The sequence below is a fragment of the bacterium genome, from assembly GCA_035703895.1.
In the GTDB taxonomy this organism is placed as follows: domain Bacteria; phylum Sysuimicrobiota; class Sysuimicrobiia; order Sysuimicrobiales; family Segetimicrobiaceae; genus Segetimicrobium.
Genome location: DASSXJ010000119.1, coordinates 1 through 17,021, shown reverse-complemented (window position 1 = coordinate 17,021; position 17,021 = coordinate 1). Strand labels below are relative to the sequence as shown.

Here is a 17,021-nt window from a genome sequence, read left to right as displayed (position 1 = left end):
TGGCGGCCTGTCCGGCGGGACAGTAGAATGAGCGGCGTGCCGGATTACCTAGCGCAGCCTGATCATGGAGCGGGGACGAGCGGTCCGAACCGCGACCGCATCATCTGATCACCTCGTTCGCGCAGGGCGGCGTTCCGGACGGCGGGCGGATTGCGCAAGGCTTCTGCGGTGGCCATACTCTGCTGCTGGACCCACTTGACGCGCGGATTGCGGCGGTTGACGTAATTCGCCAGGGCGCTCTCTATGGTGGCCGCCGAACGCAACACTTCGGCGAGCACGTACGCGTCCTCCATCGCCATACAGCCTCCCTGGCCCATGAGCGGTGAGCTGGCGTGCGCGGCGTCGCCGATGAGCACTACCCGGCCGGTATGCCACTCGTCGACATCGACCCACTCCATGGCCGAACAGTGGACCTGCTCGTCGCCCTCCAGGGAGGCCAGGTACTCTTGTACGAGATCGCCAAAATCCGCAAAACGGGCGCGCAGGCGTGTAAGCCGGCCATCCACAGGATCGCGGAACCGCGGCTGCATAACGTAGCCAAAGCCGTACGTGCGCCCCTCGCCGACGGGGCACAGGCCGAAGAAGCACGCATCACCCAGCAAGAATCGTAGGCTCGTCAAGCCACGCGGGCGGATCGGCGCAATCCCGCGCCAGTTCATCGCGCCGAGATCGGCGGGCGCAGCGGTGCTCAGCGTGAGCCTCCGCACGGTCGAAGAAATGCCATCGGCACCGACCACCAGCTCGTACTCGCCGGACGAGCCATCGCTAAACCCAACCGAGACACCGCGACCGTGCTGGGTCAAGGATGCGACCGAGATACCGAGCCGTTGGGGCACGGCGGCGGCGCCCGCGACCAGCACTTGATGAAGCTTGGTCCGTTCGATGCCGACGAAGGGTGCCGCGTCGCCCCACAGCGCTTCCAGATCGGTTTCGCACAGCACCTCTCCCCGCTGGTCGCAGAAACACCACCGGCGGTTGACCCAGCCGGCTTGCTCTACGGCCGCCGCCATGCCGAGCGCACGGAGAACGCGCATGCCGTTGGCCTGCACGCCGATCCCCGCTCCGATGGCGATCTCGTCCCAGGATGGGCTGCGTTCCACGAGCTCCGGCCTAAACGCCCGCTCGTGCAGGGCGCCGGCGAGGGTGAGGCCGGCGATTCCCCCGCCCACGATCAGGATGCGTTCAATGTCGGCCATCTGGCGCTAAGGTAATTGATTGAGTTCTCTGTCCAGTTCTAAACCATAAATTTGGGTCTCATCATACCTTAACCCTTCCTTCAAAAAAACATTATCCGGGAAGTTGAGGATAAGGTGGACGGCCTCGGCCTCCGCGTGCGGCGGCCGTAGGAGAGGGACCCGTCAAGCGGTCTGCACGAGCCGCCGGTACGCCTCGACGGCAGCGTCGATCGAGCGGTGGAGCGCCTCGGGGGTCCGTGGCTTCGGCGGCACCAACTCCATCATGAACGGACCGGTGTAGCCGATGCGGCGCAGACACGGCGGGAACAGCGTCCACGCAATCCCGCCGGTTGTGGGGATCCAGTGGAGGTCCCGCTGACCGTCGTTATCGTGGATGTGAAGGGTCAGCAGGCGGGCGCCGAGCCGGCACGCCACCTCCGGTCCCTGTCCCGCGATCCAGCCGTGCCCGGTATCCCAACACGCGCCCAGCCCGACGAGGTCGTGCTCCGCCTCCAGGCGGAAAAAGTCCTCTGAAGAGACGAAGCGGGCCCCACCGCGCGGCTGGTTTTCGATCGCGAAACGGATGCCGAGCCGGGACGCACCGCCGAGCAGCCGGCGTAGGCTGTCCGCATAGACCTTTCGCCGCGCGGTGACCTGCGCAGGCGAATCATCCACGTGCGGCCGCGCGGCATCGCACACAAAGACGCGGGCGCCGAGATCCGCGGAGACCCGCATGGCCTCTTCCATCGCCGCGCAGGATCGAAGCCGGAGATCGAGGTCGGACGACGCGACGTCGAGCGGTGGGTACGCCGGGCTGTGGCAGGCCCACAGGCGAAGACCATGATGGTCCAGCGCCCGCCGCGTGGCGTCGATGAGCGCCGGGTCGCTGAAGTCGAACTCCTCTCGCATGTACCCGTGGATTTCGACCCATGGAACGCCGTGGGCCGCAAGAATGGCGAGCCCATCCGGGATCGCCCCCGGACCGAGGATGCTCGTCGACAGACCCAACTCCATCGTCGATCCCACCTTCGCGGGCGAGCAATCCACGTGTGGAATATTCACGCTGTCGTTTCTTGTGCTCGATGCCGGTGGTATCCTGCGGGAACGACCTAGGCGGGACGCCGCACCTGACTGTACACCCAGAGCACGGCGCGCACGTACCATTGGGTTTCGGCGTACGGCGGAATCCCGCCATACCGATGCACCGCGTCGCTGCCCGCGTTGTACGCTGCGAGCGCGAGCTGCCAATCCCTGAACTCGAGGTAGTTCCATCGGAGAATCGCCGCGGAGCCCAGCATGTTCTGCCAGGGGTCCTTGGGATCGACGCCGGCCGCCCGTGCCGTCCCCGGCATGAGCTGCCCCAGTCCCATCGCGCCCGCCCAGCTGACCGATTGGTGGTTGAACCGGCTTTCAATGTAGATCACCGACGCGAGCAGCCAGGGGTCGAGCCCCTGATGGCGAGAGGCGGTCTCGACCGCGAGGCCGAGCCAGCGCGCCTGACTCCACGATAGACGTGGGTTGCTGGCAAAGGCCAGGGAGGCGATCCGTGTCGCGGTAGTCCCCGTCGTGGACACGTGGGTCTCAAACGCGTCGAGCCGCCCGAGCCATACCTCTGCAAGCCGGCCCTCGTCAGGGGTGTGCGGGCGCCGCAGCGCCTCGAGCAGATATGCGCGAGAGTCCTTCCACTTCCCCGCGCCGGCCGCCGCGACCCCCGCCCAGAGCGCGGGCAGCGCGTCCCCGGGCGCTTTTGCCGCGGCCTCGGCAAATGACTGCAGGGCGTGGACCGGAGCCCCGGCGCGGTATGCGCTGATGCCGGCCCGCAGCAGGCCCTGAGGGTCTGGAGCGGCGGCGCCCGCAGGCCCGACGGGCCACAAGGCCGCCACGAGAAGGATCCCCGCCCATATCCGTATCCGTCGAACGACCTTCTGCATGCCTGCGTCTCCAGCGCGCGTGTACCCTGAGGGGATCGCCCGTGCGGCGGATCGCCCTTCACCGTGTGTGATGCCCCAAAGCCGGAGGAAGCCGGACAAGAAGACAGGGCGCGTGGCGGATGCCCGGCGCGCGGCGGCATTCGTCACGGAGCGTTACGATGGGGGTGCCATGTGAGCCCGAAGCGCGAGGAAGGCGAGGACGGTTCCTACTGTGAGCAGGGCCGCGCTTGCGACGAACGGGGTCTGCGGCCCGAAACTGTCATAGAGGATGCCCCCCATGAGCGGGCCGATCACCAGGCCGGCCCCCTGCGCGGTCTCCGACGCCCCCATCACCATCCCCGTGCTCCCACGCGGCGCCGCCTCACTCATCAACGCGAGCCACGCCGGAGACGAGATCGCGTAACTCCCGCCGAGGAGCAGCGCCGCCGCTCCCAGGACCGGGAGATTGCCGCGCCCGGCGAAGGGGAGAAGCCACATGCCCGCGCTCGCCATGGCCATCCCCCAGAGGACGGTGCGCGGCCGGCCAATTCGGTCGGCCATTCTTCCCCCGGGGACCGAGGCCACCGCCACCGCCAAGACCAACACCAGAAACAGCGTGCCGATCAGCTGGTCGCTCAGCTGCACGACCTCGTGGGCGTAGATCACAAGGATGGGAACGAGCAGGCCCACGCCGACCATCTGCACAAACGCGACCAGGAGCATCGAGAGGAGCAGTGGGGATTGCCGGACCCCCCGGATGAATCCGCTCGCCCACACGCCGGGGACCACGTGACGAAGGGTGTCGCGGTGTGGCTCGCCGTCTCGAAAGAACAGGGCCGCGAGGCCGGCGGCCCCGAGCAGGAGCAGGCTGGCCAGGTAGAAGCCCCACACGTAGCCGCCGAGGAAGCCGGAGACGAACAACCCGAGGCTCGGGCCGAGGGCCAGGCCCAAGAGAAAGAACATGTTGAGCGTTCCCATGGCGGTCGCGCGGCGCTCCCCTGCGGTGCGGTCCGCCATCACCGCCGCCGCGGCAGGCCACAACGCCGCGCTCCCCATCCCGTCGATCACCCTGAGCGGCACGAACAACCAAGCCGAGCGGAGCAGGGTCATGAGCACCGGGGCCGTGCTCGCCAGGAGTAGCCCCCAGACGATGACCGGGCGGCGCCCGATCCGGTCCGCCAGACTCCCCCACGTCGTCTTGAACACCGTCTCCACGGCGGCGAAGGTCGCGACCACCATGCCCACGAGCGTCGCGCTGGCGCCGAGGCGCTCCTTGAGGTACAGCGGCAGCAGGGGGACGACGGTCGCGAATCCGAGCTCCGCCATGCCGACAATCGCCGCGATCCGGAGGAGTCCCCGATCGAGGCCCCCCCTCCGATCCTCTACGCGATTAGCCGGCGGCGTTGCGCAATCTCGCAAGCATCACCGCGCGGGCCCGAATCTCCACGTCATTCGGGAGGGGCGGAAGCGTCACTCCCGGATGCCGACGCTCAAGCGCTTCGCGAATGAGGCGATCGGCGAACGCCGGATTCTTCGGGAGGAGGGGACCATGCAGATATGTGCCGTAAACTCGCCGTGAGACGGCGCCCTCCCATCCATCTTCGCCGTTGTTCCCAAACCCGCTCATGACCCGACCCAGGGGGCGGGCCCCTGGGCCCAAGTGCGTGCGTCCGCCGTGGTTCTCGAATCCGATGAGCGGCTCGTCCATGCCGTCGACGGTGATGACCAGGTTGCCGATCAGGCGGCGGGCGCCAGGTCCGGGGTGCTCGGTCCAGAGATCCAGGAGGCCCACTCCGGGCAACTCTTCCCCTTCGGCAGGGCGGTAGAACCGACCGGCCAACTGATACCCGCCGCACACGGCGAGCACCACCGCGCCGCCCGCCACGGCATCCTCGAGCGCGCTCCGTTTGACGCGGCAGAGATCATCGGCGGCGATCCGCTGCTGGCGATCTTCCCCTCCGCCGATGAAAAACAGGTCCGCGTCATCGGGATCCACCACCGCGCCCAGGCCCACTTCGGTCACCGAGACGGCGAGCCCGCGCCACCGGGCGCGTTGCGCCAGGACCATGATGTTCCCGCGATCGCCGTACAGATTCAAGAGGTCCGGATACAAATGGCAGACTCGAAGCACAGGCATCCCGCTCAATGTTCCCAATACCTCCCGACGGCGCCCCACTTCCGGAGCACATCGCGCAGCGCCAGCATCGCGGTGTAGGTCGGTAGAACGAAGAGCCGCTGTCCTCCGGCGCGACGCAGCGCCGACCGGAGGGCCGATTCGTACTCGGACTGCACCTCGATCACCTCGGCCGGGAGGCCCGCGTATCTGAGGCGAAGGGCCATGTCCTCCGCGCGGAGCCCCGAGACGACGACGTGCTCTGCGCGGCCCGCGAGCGCCTCGAAATCGACGTCCCACAACCATGAGACGTCCCGGCCATCGGCGATGTTGTCGTTGATCGCGATCAGCACCGCCGAGAGGGGGCCGCCCGACAACACCGTCCGCAGCACCTCATTGAACCCGGCCGGATTCTTCGACAAGAGCATCCGGAGCTCCACCCCCCCGACGGCGATGCGCTCGCCGCGCCCGAACGCGGGGGCAAACGATCCCACCGCGTCCCCCACCTGCTGGAGCGACGCCCCCAGCTGGAGGGCCGCTGCCGCCGCGGCGAGGATGTTGTAGACGTTATAGAGGCCGGGGAGCGCGGTGGTCACCCTGATGGTCTGGCCGGATGCTGCGGCCGCCACGGTAAACGCTGCTCCGTCCGGGCCGGCAAGCGCGACGTCGCGCGCGGCGATATCGAGCGCCGGACGCTCGACGCCGCACACCGGGCAGCGGTACGACCCCATGTGTCCGTAGTAGGTAAAGCGGTATTCGTACGGCGTGCCGCACCGGTAGCAGTACCGCGCCTCCGCCGTGTGCTCCATCGCCGGGAGCGCGTGGCGATCGTCGTCGATGCCGAAGGTGACGTGCCGGCCGGGCAGGTCCCTGATGGCCTCGTACACCAACGGGTCGTCGCCGTTCGCCACCAGCACGGCATCTCGGGGAAGCGTGTTCCCCACTGCCCGCCATAACCCCGCGATGTGATCGATCTCTCCATACCGATCCAACTGGTCGCGGAACAGGTTCGTGAAGACCGCGACCCGGGGCGCAAGGTGCGGGACCACCCGGGGCACGGTCGCCTCGTCTACCTCGAAGACACCGATGTCTCCCGCTGGCCGGCCCCACACGTCGGCGTGCTCCACGAGCGCGGAGGCGATGCCGGCCGCGAGGTTGGCGCCGGCACGATTGTGCACGGGGTGCAGGCCAATAGCCGTCATGATGTGCGCAAGCAGCCGGGCCGTGGTCGTCTTACCGTTGGTGCCCGCCACAATCACGGTGCCGTGGCGGAGACGATCGGACAGCAACGGCACCACGCGCGGTTCGACCGCCCGGGCGACGCGGCCGGGCATCGTGGTCCCGCCTCCCTGCTGCAGGCGGCGGCTGAGGGTGGCCGTCATCTTTCCGAGCGCGATCGCTGCACTGAGGCGCACTTCGATGGGAAATCCTCCGTCAATATCTGCGTGACCACCACCCACGTGTCTGATTATAGAAGCTTTTCGATCGGACTCATCAGGTCCAGGGCCCCGCACACGCGGCCGTGTATCACTTAATAGTACTATATAGCTCCCTAAATTCTGAATTAATGGTATATTAGGGACTATGGGGGAATACCTGACGGCAGACGAGGCGGCTTCTCTGCTGCGGCTTCATGTCAAACGCGTGCAGGCGCTTGCGAGGGCAGGGAAGCTGCCGGGGAGGCGAGTGGGACGGAAGTGGCTGTTTCCCCGGGCGGAACTCGCGAGCAGGTTACAGCGCGAGACCCCATGGCGAGAGGAGACCGAGGTGGAGATCAGCGCACGCAACCAGTTACGAGGACGGGTCACCGCGATCGGCCTCGGAGGAATCATGGCAGAGGTTCGCGTTCAAATCGGCACCCAGGAACTGGTCTCGGTCATTACCCGCGCCTCGATTGACCGATTGGGTATCAAGATCGGCGACGACGTGATGGCGATTATCAAATCCACCGAGGTCATGATCGGCAAGCCGTGACCGCGGGTCGAAGGGGGATCTGATGAACGGATCGCCTGGCCGGTTGCTGGTGGGACTGGCCGTCATCGTGGCCCTTGCCGGCGGGACGAGTCCCGCCGTCTCGGTGCGCGCCGCCCCCGCGTCGTCGATCACCGTCTTTGCGGCCGCGTCACTCACCGAAGCGTTCACCGTGCTTGGCAAGGTGTTCGAAGAACGGGTGCCGCTGCGCGTCGCGTTCAACTTCGCCGGCTCGCAGCAGCTGGCGCAGCAGATCGAGCAGGGCGCGCAGGCCGACGTCTTCGCCTCGGCCGACCAGCGGTGGATGAAGTACCTGCAGCAGCGCGGCCTCATCCTGGGCACGCCGCGAGAGTTCGCCAGAAACCGCCTCGTGATCATCATTCCGCGGTCCAATCCGGGCAAGATCGCCCAACTCCAGGACCTTGCCGCGCCGGGGCTCAAGTTTGTGATCGAGGCGGACGCGGTGCCGGCCGGCCATTACGTGCGCGAAGCGCTGGCCAAGCTCTCCCGCGCTCCTGGCTTTGGCCCAGACTTTGCCCAGCGCGTCTTGAAGAACGTCGTATCGGAAGAAGACAACGTCAAGGCCGTCGTCGCCAAGGTCCAGCTCGGTGAAGCGGACGCGGGGGCGGTGTACCGAACCGACGTCACCCAGGCGGTCGCAGACAAGATCGCGGTCATCGATATCCCCGGTCAGTACAACGTCATCGCGAGCTACCCTATCGCGATCGTGAAAGGCGGGAATCCCGGCGGGACACAGTTTGCGACCCTGATCCTCTCGAACCTGGGACAGCAGCTCCTCTGGGGATACAACTTCCTTCCCCCGGTCCAGCGCTAACCCGGCCTCTTCGCCATGCCGCATCGCATCCCGAGACGGGTCGGGGCCGGCACCGTGATCGCCGTCGTCGCCGGCGCGGCCTTCCTGGGGTTCTTGGTCCTGCCGATGGTGAGCCTCCTCATTCGGATTCCCCCGGGGGAGCTCCTCGCGCGGCTCAAGAACCCGCTCATCGTCCAGGCCCTGCGCCTCAGCGTCTTCACCTCGCTCGCCTCGACGGTCGCCGTGTTTGTCCTCGGCCTGCCCCTCGCGTACCTGCTGGCGATGCGGGCGTTCCCGGGAAAGCGGCTGTTGGAGGTCTTAATCGACCTGCCGATGGTCTTGCCGCCCACGGTCGCCGGCGTCGGGCTCCTGCTGGCATTCGGCCGGGCGGGTCTCGCCGGCCGCGCGGGCGCGGCAGTGGGGATCACCGTTCCGTTCACGACACTGGCCGTGGTGCTCGCCCAGATGTTCGTGGCGGGCCCGTTCTTGATCAATGCGGCACGCGCGGGCTTTGAGGAAGTGGATCAGGCGTACCTCCGAGCCGCCGCGACGCTCCGGGCCTCACCCGGCTACGCGTTCTTCCGCATCGTGCTCCCGATGAGCCTGCCCTCCCTGATCGCCGGGGCGGCGATGACGTGGGCACGGGCGCTCGGAGAGTTCGGAGCCACGATCACGTTCGCGGGCAACCTCCCGGGCCGGACGCAGACGATGCCGCTGGCCGTCTACGTGGCTCTGCAGAGCGACCTCGACGCCGCCGTCGCGTTATCGGTCATCCTCCTCGTGGTGTCGTTCAGCCTTCTCCTCGCGCTCCGCAGCGTCCGGATCACCGGCCCCGGGCGGGATGACGATGCTGGCCGCGGAATTCGCTAAACAACTCGGGGGCTTCCACCTGGAGGCCAGTATCACCGCCGCACCGGGCAGCACCTTGGTGTTGGTGGGGGAGAGCGGGGCCGGCAAGACGACGATCCTCAACGTGCTCGCCGGCCTCATCCATCCCGATCGGGGGACCATCCGGATCGATGAGACGACGTATTTCGCGAGCGACCTGGGGGTCGTGCTCCCGGCCGCCGCGCGGTCGATCGGATATGTCTTTCAAGACTACGTGCTCTTTCCCCACCTCTCGGTCTTTGAGAACGTCGCGTTCGGGCTGCGCGCCCAGGGGATCCGGGGACCCACCGTCCGCTCGCGGGTGCGGGAGATCCTGGCGCGACTTGGGATCCTCGCGCTTGCGGAACGGCGCCCGGCCGGCCTCTCCGGCGGACAGCAGCAGCGCGTGGCGATCGCCCGGGCGCTCGTGCTGCAGCCGCACCTCCTGCTGCTCGACGAACCCCTGTCGGCCCTCGACCTCCCAACCCGGACCGAGGTCCGCGCAGAGCTCCGTCGGCTGCTCCGAGCCCTACCGTGTGTCACGCTCTTCGTGACCCACAGTCCGCTCGAGGCCATGGTCTTTGGCGACAAGATCTCCGTGGTGGAGCGGGGACGCATCAGTCAGGTGGGCACTCGGGACGAACTCCTCCGGGAGCCGCGTTCCCGTTACGTCGCCGAGCTGATGGGGCTGAATCTCTTCTGGGGGCGGGTGACCTCGCGGGATGTAGGCGGCCTCGCCGATGTCGAGACTTTGGAGGGAACGCTGCGGATCGTGCATGCCGAGCCGGAGGCCGAGGTGTTTGTCGCAGTGGACCCGCGCGACATTACCCTGCATCTCGTTGCGCCCACCGGAACCGCGCAAAATGTCTTCCAGGGCCCGATTGCCCAGATCGTGCCCGAGCCGCCATTTGGCGAGCGGGTCCGCGTCCTCTTGAGCACCCACCCGCCTCTCGTGGCGGAGGTCACCGCGCACGCGGTGCGCTCGCTCGGACTGCGTGAAGGCCTGCCGGTCTACGCGTCCTTCAAAGCGACCGCCGCGAGGGCATACGGCTAGGCGGCGAGTCAGGCGCGGCTAGATCCGCCGCCCACCGAGGAACCGGTCGCGGTAGTAGGGCTCCTCGATCGAGGAGATCACCACCCCCCGAGAATACGAGGCGTGAACGAACCGGCCCTCTCCAATGTAGATGCCCACGTGCGATGCGCCGGTACTGTACGTGTGGAAGAAGACGAGGTCTCCGGGAACAAGCGCCCACCGGGATACGAGCGCCCCTACCTGGTACTGCTCAAACGACGAATGGGGGAGCGGGCGGCCGATCGCAGCAAACACGTGCGCCACGAGCCCCGAGCAGTCGAATCCGCGGTCCCCCATCCCGGACCACTGGTAGGGTCTCCCCACGAGTCCCACAGCGATCCGCGCCGGGCCCGGCGAAACGGGATCAGCACGCCCTCGTACTGGGGGGGCCGCGATTCTGCCGCGCTCCGGGACCGGGCCGGGCGGCGGCGGAGTGACCTGACCTGTGGCCGCGGGTGCGGTGTCCGGGACGGCCAGGCGCAGCCCCGGATGGATGGTCGCGGTGAGCACGAGGTGGTTCGCGGAGGCGAGATCGATGGGGCGCACGCCCAGGTGGTGGGAGATTCGCCACAATGTGTCCCCGGCGCGCACGACATAGACCTGACCGGCGGTCGCGGGACTGGAGGCAGAGAGCACGGCCGCCAGCGCGATCACCGGTGCGATGCCACCCGGCCACATGCGCATCCGGTCCCCCTCCTGGTGCGGCGATGGTCGTGCAAGCGAACCGGCGGTGGGGTCGTCGTCGGTGGACTGTATATGCCCAAAGGCGTTCCGCCTCAGCCGCTGGGGTTCCTCTCTCTGCGCGTCGACGCGAGCGCATTTTCGGCGTCGCCTTTTCGTGCGCGGAGCGACTTTGTTATAATGGACCCGCGGGGAACGCGAGACGTCGCCCGGGAGGCCGGAGCATGATCGGAATGAAGGTGCGGACCGTCGCGATGGATCAGCAGATGAACCCGGTGGTGTTGCTCGTCGACAAATCGGAAACACTCGCGCTCCCGATCTGGATCGGCACGGCCGAGGCGCAGTCGATCGCCCTGGAGCTTCAGGGGGTCCGCATGCCGCGACCGATGACGCACGATCTCCTGCGGGCGATCCTGGCCCAGCTCACCGTGACCATCAACCGCATCGTGGTCACGGATATCCAGAACGGCACGTACTTTGCGGAGATCCACCTCCAGAACAATGGCGCGGACGTGGTGGTAGACTCCCGACCGAGCGATGCGATTGCCCTCGCGCTACGGACAGAGGCACCCATCTTCGTCGAGGAGAAAGTCGCGGCCCAGGCGATCCCCCTCAAGAAAGCGTTCGACGAGCACGAGGTGGAAGAGTTCAAGAAGTTCCTCGAGAGAGTCAAGCCGCAGGACTTCCGCCAGTAACCCCCCAGGTCACCCCGTCACCACCCCGCCCGACGCCAGGACCGTCTGTCCGGTGATGTACGCCGCTTCATCGCAGGCCAGGAACACCGCGATCTGGGCGATCTCCTCGGGCTGGCTGAACCGGCCGATGGGGATCCTCGACGCAATCTGTTCGCGCTCCGCGATCGTCCGCTCGGCGTGAAACGCCGTCTCCGTGTAGCCGGGAGCGATCGCGTTGACCCGCACGTGGGGCGCAAGGTCCCGTGCGAGACACTTGGTCAGCATCAGGACCGCCGCTTTGCTCACGTTGTAGTGCAGCGGCCCCGTTCCGGGCTCGATCCCCCGCATCGATGCGATGTTGACGATGGCCCCCCGGCCCTGCCGGACCATGTGCTCGCCGGCCGCGCGGCTCGCAAAGAACGGTCCCGTCACGTGGACCGCCATCATGCGCGCCCAGCGGGCCTCATCGATCTGCCAGATCTCCCCGCGGTCGACCCACCCGGCATTGTTGACCAAAATATCCACGCGCCCCAGCTCTTCCACGGTCTGGGCCACGAGGGCTCCGGCCTCGGGCGGGTTCCCGATGTCGGCCTGGATCGCGATCGCTCTGCCCCCCGCGTTGACGATCGCGGCGGCCGCCGCCCGGGCCTCGCCGATCGACCGGGCGGCATTGAGGACGACCGCGGCCCCTTCGCGGGCAAACGCCTGGGCGATGGCGCGCCCGATCCCCCGGCTCGACCCCGTGACGATCGCGACCCGCTGGCGGAGCCGCATCACCGCTCCTCGGGCGGGCGCGCGAGGAACCCCGGGGACGTGGCCTGGACTTCCCGCGCCACCGCTGCGTACTCGCGGAGCACGCGCGCCCGGGCTGCCGCAATGGCCGCGTGTCGCGACGCCTCGAGCGTCGCCGGAAGGCGGTCTTCGTCGAGCACCCGCGCCTCGAGATCCGGCGTCACGAGCACGTCCACCTCGAGGTCCTCCCACTCCACCCGTCCGTCGCCGATCCGCGCCGGGCCGCTGATGTTGAAATACCACGCCAGGGTATCACCGGCCGGCGAGAGCCAGTGGTAGACGTTGTAGGGGCGGTCTGCCCAATAGTAGGCGACCGTGATGGTGCCGGGCGGGAGGTCGAGGCCGCCGACGCGCCGGCTCCCCGAAGCCCGGTAGAGCAGCACCGCGCGCTGCGGCGTGACGTCGACGGCGACGCAGGGAAACGTCAACACCGATCCGCCGAGCGTCCGCTTCACTTCGAGGATCTCCACGGGAGGGAGGATTCGGATCGGACCCCGCGTCCCCTCCAAGGACGACGGGCTCAAGCAGCCGGCGGGGCCGGTGCGCTAGGTGGAGGAGAGCCCCCGGCGGTCGTACGTGTACACTTTGCCGTTCGCGCGCAGCTTCACGGGGTTGCGCCAGAGCGAGTACACTGACCGCAGGAAGAGGCCGACGCGTTTGGGCTCGAGCTTGCGGTCCTCGTCGAGGTGGGCGAGGAGGAGGTCACGTCCCTGCGAAGCGGGATCGACCTCGATCCGCGGCTCGCCCTTGAACAGCTTCTGGGAGATCAGCATCTCCTTGACCTTCTGCAGCTCGTAGCTCTTTTGCTTCTCCTTGGCATCGTAGACAAAGATATCGAGCCGCCGCACGAGCTCCTCGGTGAGGGCGGTGTCGATCAGGCTGACATCTTCGTAAAACTGGCGGAGCTCGAGGGCCCGGCGGAATCCGTCCTGGTCCCGGACGTGGGCGAACAACGTGTACCCGATCGTGTAGGGCGCCGGCCGGTTGCAGAGTTGCGTGGAGATGCTGGCCCATTCCTTGGTGGAGAGCAGGCGGTTGAGGAGCTCAGCCTCGACGAACGTCGCCCACCCTTCATTGATGATATGCGTCCGCTGGATGAGATCGAAGTACTCGGCCTCCTCCCGGATCGCCTCGAGGAGGACGCGTTCGAACTCCTCGAGGGGCGCTCGTTCTTCCAGATAGTAGATGAGGCGCTTTTGCTGTTCCTGCGGGCTCCGCTCGAACGCGTTGACCGACGTGGCGACGGTCAAGAGCGCGTCGAGCAGCTTTTCCACGCGATCCCGGCCGTACTGGACCTCGTAGGCACGGATCAGCCGGGCGTGCTGCTCCGCGAGGTTCAGCATGTTCTTGTTGGACTTGCGATACCAATGATTGTTCGCGAAGAAGTCGGCGTGGCCGAAGACGTGGGCGATCACCAGGACGTTCTGCAGGTAGGTGTTGGTGCTGCGTAAGAAGGCGTGGGACGGGCTGGTGTTGAGCACCAACTCGAGAATGCTGAAGACTTCCTTGGTCTGTTGCAGCACCAACTCCTTGTACGTGCCCCCCCAGTACCAGTGGATGAACCGGTTGGGCAGCCCCATGCTGGCTACCTGGGCGATCTCGTCGCTGTCCGTGATCTGAAAGACCACCGGATCGAAGGCCAGCCCACGATCGTGCGCCAGCCCCTCGAGTTCCCGGATGACCGGCTGAAATTCTTGAATCACGGCCCCGCCCCCACCCCTATCGCCGCGTCGCGGTCGCGCCCCGCCGGGCGGCCTGCGCGTCGAAGAACCCCAGAAAGTCCTTCATCGCCGTGCGGATGGTCTCGAGATCCATGAGGTTGGCAAACGCCGCGCCCTCCTGGGCTTTGGCCGTCTCCTGCACGTACTCGCTGAACCCGCCGATCCCGCGGCCCCCGGGGTTGACGTGGCAGTAAATGACCAGGTCGAACGCGGACCGGGCTTCCTCAAACCGCTTCTTCGCCAGGTCAAAGTCACCGGAGCTCGTCTCCCCGTCGGTGAACATGAAGAGGAACTTGTCGTATTCGCGCGCCCCCTCGAGGAGCTCCACCGCCTTCTCGAACCCCGTGCTGATGTGCGTCCCGCCGCTCGACTCCACGCAGAAAAATTCGTCGCGCGTCTTCTCCTCGGCGACGTCCTGGAACACCACGTACCGGCGCAGGTTGGTGGGGTACCGCCGCTCCAGGTAGTGCCACAGGATGAAGATCGTTTTGCGGACGAGCGAGAGGTACTCGCCCCGCATCGACCCGGAGACGTCGAGGACGTACACCTCCACGGAGCGGTTGTTCTGAAAGGTCGTCGGATCTTCGATAAAGTACCAGGCATCTTGTTGGACGTCGACGTCGTAGTCCAGCACACCGCGTTCGCGGGCATTGCGGTAGAGGCTCTGCACCATCGTCTCTTCCAGATTGAGGTCCGCCCGGATCCCGATTCGATCGAGGTCGTCGAGCTCCGGAATGTCCTGGCTCTCCACCTCGCCCTGACGCGCGGGGTCGTGGAACGTCGGGAGCTGCAGCTCGTCGAGCAGGACCTCCTGCGCGAGCTTGACGAACTCGTCGAAGTCCAGCTCGACGCGGAGCTCCTTGCCGTGGTGGTCCCCGCCCAGGAGCCCGCCGAGCGCCTGGACCCGCTCGTCCCCCGCCCCGCCCCCGGCGCCGCTGCCGGCCCCGCCGCTCCCGACGCCCTGGGCGAGGTACTGGGCTTCCTCGGCAAACTTGAGCGTGGGCAGATCGAGGGTGGCGATCTGGGTCTTGACCTTGCCATCGATGATGAGCTCTTTCTGCTGGATGAGCTCGTTGAGATTCTGCTTGAGGTACTCGCGCAGATGCTGGTCGTGCTTATGCTGCGCGATACGCCCTCGGTGGATCCTCATCCCGGTCGCCCCTCTCGGCTGGCCACGGTCCAGGTACCGCGCGGAACGCAGATCCCGCCCGGCCTCCCGCCGGGTTAGAAGCTCCTGCCGATCACTTTGAACAAGGCTCGGGCACAGTGCTGACAGTACCCATGCTCTTCCACCGCGCTTCGCTGAAGCACATCCAGGAGCTCCCGGCTCTTCGCATCCATCTCTTCCGTCTTCTCGTACAGCCGAAGGCAGTTCTTGATCTTGTTGAACACGAGCTCGTTGATCGCCCCCCGGAGATGCTCGTGGTCGCGATAGCTCAGCCGGCGGAGCTCTTCTCGGCGCTCGACCAGCACGTTCTCGAACGCCACCCGGCCCTGGCGGCTGATCTGCCGTTTTTGTACGAGCGCGCCCTCGACCTCGTCGATGAGTTCCTTTTCATTGTCGACGAGCTGCTCGCCGAGGACGTTGCGCGCCGCCGCGTCCAGATAGTTGAGGTAGAGGTTCTGCCCGTAGTCGTAGAAATGCGTGGGGACGATGTCCTCGACGATCTGATCGACTTTCTTGTTGACGAAGTCGACCTTGGTCTCCTCGAACACCTTCAGCAGGTCCTTCTGGTTCAGGTCCTTGATCGATTGGTGCTCGAAGGTGCGCTCGATGGCCTCGGTCATGATCTCCAGGTCGAGGCACTCACCCGCGCTGGTGTACGCCAGCGAGAACGCATCCTCAAAAAACCGCGGCGACAGTCCCCGCAGGCCCTGAGACTCCTGGCGGGTCCGGATCGCGTAGGTCGCGGCCAGCTCGAACACGTCTTGCGAGATGTGCTTGGCCTCGCCGCGGACTTGATTGGCCCGCTCCAGCAGCGACCGGTAAATCCGCATCTCTCCTTGGACGTCGACGTTGTACGGGAAGTCGACCTTGTGGATACGCCCCCGCAGGGGCTCCATGATGTCCTCGGCGAGGAACACGTTGTATTCGGGATAGTTCGTATGGCCGATCACGACCTCATCGACGTGGACGGTGGGGAAGTTTGCCAGGTCGATGCGCTTGGATTGGATCAGTTCCAGCAACAGCGAGAGGAGCTGACGGCGGCTCTTGAACACCTCGGTCCAGTCCAAGATCCCGCGGTTGGCCCAGATCACCTTGCCCTCAAAGTCGTACGCGTCCGGGTCATACGTCGACCCCCGCTCCTTCAGCATAGCGAAGTTGATGTTGCCGACGAAGTTGGTGATGTCCTCGCGGCGGAGATCGGTCGGGGTGTGCTTCGCGACTCCGACCTTGTCGCGCGCGGAGATGACGATCTGCCGGACGGGCACCGCGCGCCAGTCCCCGCGACCGGCCACCGCCCGTTCGCACACGGGGCAGGGCACCGCCTCCTCGTGCCAGTAGATCCCCTCCTGCTCCCGCACATCCGGCGGGATCAGATCGAACGGATGCTGGTGAAAGGGACACCCCTCGACCGCGTACAGGACCCCGTCGGGTTTGTGCGAGTACTCCTCGAGCCGCCGCTTGAGCTTGTCCACGGTCATCGATTTCCCGGAGCCCTGCGGGCCGACCAGCAGCAGGAGCCGGCGCTCCATGCTCATCGCATAGCCCTTGAAAAACGCCAGGATGTCGTCGAGTTGGCGCTCCATGCCGTAGATGCCTTCGAAGACCTTGGCTTTGCCGAAATAATCGATCATGTCGGCGATGTAGTGCAGGGTGGTCCGGGCGAGGCGCGGGTCGCGCTGGCTCGCGGTGAGAAACGTGCCGACGTTCTCTATGCTGGTCATGCCCCTCCCCATCCTTTGCTACAAAGTACGCGGCAGCGCACGCTCCGGTTCGCCTGCTCTCCTGTCATACCCCGTTTCAACCCCCGTGGATCTCGGGCGGTCACAAAAACGTAAAAACTCAGTCCGGGAACACACGCGTTCCCGGCTGAGTTTCTCCTCCTCGCCGCGCCCCAGGTGTCACGTCCGTTGGTCCGGTGCTGCTGCGCCGTCTCCTGCTCGTCTGTTGCGATTCCATTCAGGAACGTCCGTGCGCCGATGCGTGCTACATCTTAGTACCCAACGGGTCAAACTTTGAGCCGAGTATATCCGCACCCCGGGACTCTGTCAAATAAGGGGTCGGAG

General features: G+C 66.5%; 17 protein-coding genes. 5 read left to right on the top strand and 12 right to left on the bottom strand.

The window, feature by feature from the left end; genetic code table 11:
- Nucleotides 1–62: 62 nt before the first annotated feature.
- The 6 genes from VFP86_08365 to VFP86_08340 all read right to left on the bottom strand — a co-directional run bounded on the left by VFP86_08365 (nt 63) and on the right by VFP86_08340 (nt 6,613).
- The gene (locus VFP86_08365; protein ID HET8999643.1) at nt 63–1,196 is read right to left on the bottom strand and encodes an FAD-dependent monooxygenase; all 1,134 of its coding nucleotides are present in this window, start codon (nt 1,194–1,196) and stop codon (nt 63–65) included.
- Nucleotides 1,197–1,358: 162 nt separating this feature from the next.
- The gene (locus VFP86_08360; protein ID HET8999642.1) at nt 1,359–2,189 is read right to left on the bottom strand and encodes a sugar phosphate isomerase/epimerase family protein; all 831 of its coding nucleotides are present in this window, start codon (nt 2,187–2,189) and stop codon (nt 1,359–1,361) included.
- Nucleotides 2,190–2,284: 95 nt separating this feature from the next.
- Nucleotides 2,285–3,106: a lytic transglycosylase domain-containing protein gene (locus tag VFP86_08355; GenBank protein HET8999641.1), complete on the bottom strand. Its 822-nt coding sequence runs from the start codon at nt 3,104–3,106 to the stop codon at nt 2,285–2,287.
- A gap of 153 nt (nt 3,107–3,259) precedes the next feature.
- Nucleotides 3,260–4,411, bottom strand: a complete 1,152-nt coding sequence (locus VFP86_08350; protein ID HET8999640.1) for an MFS transporter — start codon at nt 4,409–4,411, stop codon at nt 3,260–3,262.
- Nucleotides 4,412–4,475: 64 nt separating this feature from the next.
- The gene (locus VFP86_08345) at nt 4,476–5,222 is read right to left on the bottom strand and encodes a glutamine amidotransferase (GenBank protein ID HET8999639.1); all 747 of its coding nucleotides are present in this window, start codon (nt 5,220–5,222) and stop codon (nt 4,476–4,478) included.
- 5 nt (nt 5,223–5,227) lie between these two features.
- Nucleotides 5,228–6,613, bottom strand: coding sequence for a MurT ligase domain-containing protein (locus tag VFP86_08340; GenBank protein HET8999638.1), 1,386 nt, complete (start codon nt 6,611–6,613; stop codon nt 5,228–5,230).
- Nucleotides 6,614–6,782: 169 nt separating this feature from the next.
- On the opposite strand from VFP86_08340, the gene VFP86_08335 reads away from it, so the two are divergent.
- Genes VFP86_08335 through VFP86_08320 form a run of 4 tightly spaced genes read left to right on the top strand, consistent with a single transcriptional unit; the run spans nt 6,783 to nt 9,904 of the window.
- Nucleotides 6,783–7,172, top strand: coding sequence for a TOBE domain-containing protein (locus VFP86_08335; protein HET8999637.1), 390 nt, complete (start codon nt 6,783–6,785; stop codon nt 7,170–7,172).
- 22 nt (nt 7,173–7,194) lie between these two features.
- Nucleotides 7,195–8,004, top strand: a complete 810-nt coding sequence (gene modA / locus VFP86_08330; GenBank protein HET8999636.1) for a molybdate ABC transporter substrate-binding protein — start codon at nt 7,195–7,197, stop codon at nt 8,002–8,004.
- Nucleotides 8,005–8,019: 15 nt separating this feature from the next.
- Nucleotides 8,020–8,853 carry an ABC transporter permease gene (locus VFP86_08325; protein ID HET8999635.1) on the top strand — a complete coding sequence of 278 codons (834 nt, stop codon included), beginning with the start codon at nt 8,020–8,022 and terminating at the stop codon, nt 8,851–8,853.
- Nucleotides 8,831–9,904, top strand: coding sequence for an ABC transporter ATP-binding protein (locus tag VFP86_08320; GenBank protein HET8999634.1), 1,074 nt, complete (start codon nt 8,831–8,833; stop codon nt 9,902–9,904). Before VFP86_08325 ends, VFP86_08320 begins: the two co-directional genes overlap by 23 nt.
- An 18-nt stretch (nt 9,905–9,922) precedes the next feature.
- Here VFP86_08320 and VFP86_08315 read toward each other — a convergent pair whose 3' ends face one another.
- Nucleotides 9,923–10,606, bottom strand: coding sequence for an NlpC/P60 family protein (locus VFP86_08315; protein HET8999633.1), 684 nt, complete (start codon nt 10,604–10,606; stop codon nt 9,923–9,925).
- A 221-nt stretch (nt 10,607–10,827) separates the two neighbouring features.
- Between VFP86_08315 and VFP86_08310 the strand changes: the two genes are divergently transcribed.
- Nucleotides 10,828–11,298, top strand: coding sequence for a bifunctional nuclease family protein (locus VFP86_08310; protein ID HET8999632.1), 471 nt, complete (start codon nt 10,828–10,830; stop codon nt 11,296–11,298).
- Between the two features lie 9 nt (nt 11,299–11,307).
- Here the strand turns inward: VFP86_08310 and VFP86_08305 are convergent, their stop codons facing one another.
- From VFP86_08305 to VFP86_08285, 5 genes are all read right to left on the bottom strand, one after another.
- Entirely contained in the window at nt 11,308–12,051 is a 744-nt protein-coding gene (locus tag VFP86_08305; GenBank protein ID HET8999631.1) for a 3-oxoacyl-ACP reductase family protein, read from the bottom strand.
- Nucleotides 12,051–12,524: a DUF402 domain-containing protein gene (locus VFP86_08300; GenBank protein HET8999630.1), complete on the bottom strand. Its 474-nt coding sequence runs from the start codon at nt 12,522–12,524 to the stop codon at nt 12,051–12,053. The genes VFP86_08305 and VFP86_08300 overlap by 1 nt, the downstream gene beginning before the upstream one ends.
- Before the next feature lie 90 nt (nt 12,525–12,614).
- The gene (locus VFP86_08295; GenBank protein HET8999629.1) at nt 12,615–13,772 is read right to left on the bottom strand and encodes a SpoVR family protein; all 1,158 of its coding nucleotides are present in this window, start codon (nt 13,770–13,772) and stop codon (nt 12,615–12,617) included.
- 16 nt (nt 13,773–13,788) lie between these two features.
- The gene (locus VFP86_08290; protein HET8999628.1) at nt 13,789–14,940 is read right to left on the bottom strand and encodes a DUF444 family protein; all 1,152 of its coding nucleotides are present in this window, start codon (nt 14,938–14,940) and stop codon (nt 13,789–13,791) included.
- Between the two features lie 74 nt (nt 14,941–15,014).
- On the bottom strand, nt 15,015–16,679 hold the full coding sequence (locus tag VFP86_08285) for a hypothetical protein (protein HET8999627.1): 1,665 nt from the start codon (nt 16,677–16,679) through the stop codon (nt 15,015–15,017).
- Nucleotides 16,680–17,021: the final 342 nt, after the last annotated feature.

Excerpts from the sequence above, each read along its gene's own strand:
- VFP86_08365 (HET8999643.1), bottom strand. The coding sequence starts at position 1,196 with ATGGCCGACATTGAACGCATCCTGATCGTGGGCGGGGGAATCGCCGGC.
- VFP86_08360 (HET8999642.1), bottom strand. The coding sequence starts at position 2,189 with ATGGAGTTGGGTCTGTCGACGAGCATCCTCGGTCCGGGGGCGATCCCG.
- VFP86_08355 (HET8999641.1), bottom strand. The coding sequence starts at position 3,106 with ATGCAGAAGGTCGTTCGACGGATACGGATATGGGCGGGGATCCTTCTC.
- VFP86_08350 (HET8999640.1), bottom strand. The coding sequence starts at position 4,411 with ATGGCGGAGCTCGGATTCGCGACCGTCGTCCCCCTGCTGCCGCTGTAC.
- VFP86_08345 (HET8999639.1), bottom strand. The coding sequence starts at position 5,222 with ATGCCTGTGCTTCGAGTCTGCCATTTGTATCCGGACCTCTTGAATCTG.
- VFP86_08335 (HET8999637.1), top strand. The coding sequence starts at position 6,783 with ATGGGGGAATACCTGACGGCAGACGAGGCGGCTTCTCTGCTGCGGCTT.
- modA (HET8999636.1), top strand. The coding sequence starts at position 7,195 with ATGAACGGATCGCCTGGCCGGTTGCTGGTGGGACTGGCCGTCATCGTG.
- VFP86_08325 (HET8999635.1), top strand. The coding sequence starts at position 8,020 with ATGCCGCATCGCATCCCGAGACGGGTCGGGGCCGGCACCGTGATCGCC.
- VFP86_08320 (HET8999634.1), top strand. The coding sequence starts at position 8,831 with ATGCTGGCCGCGGAATTCGCTAAACAACTCGGGGGCTTCCACCTGGAG.
- VFP86_08315 (HET8999633.1), bottom strand. The coding sequence starts at position 10,606 with ATGCGCATGTGGCCGGGTGGCATCGCACCGGTGATCGCGCTGGCGGCC.
- VFP86_08310 (HET8999632.1), top strand. The coding sequence starts at position 10,828 with ATGATCGGAATGAAGGTGCGGACCGTCGCGATGGATCAGCAGATGAAC.
- VFP86_08305 (HET8999631.1), bottom strand. The coding sequence starts at position 12,051 with ATGCGGCTCCGCCAGCGGGTCGCGATCGTCACGGGGTCGAGCCGGGGG.
- VFP86_08290 (HET8999628.1), bottom strand. The coding sequence starts at position 14,940 with ATGAGGATCCACCGAGGGCGTATCGCGCAGCATAAGCACGACCAGCAT.
- VFP86_08285 (HET8999627.1), bottom strand. The coding sequence starts at position 16,679 with ATGACCAGCATAGAGAACGTCGGCACGTTTCTCACCGCGAGCCAGCGC.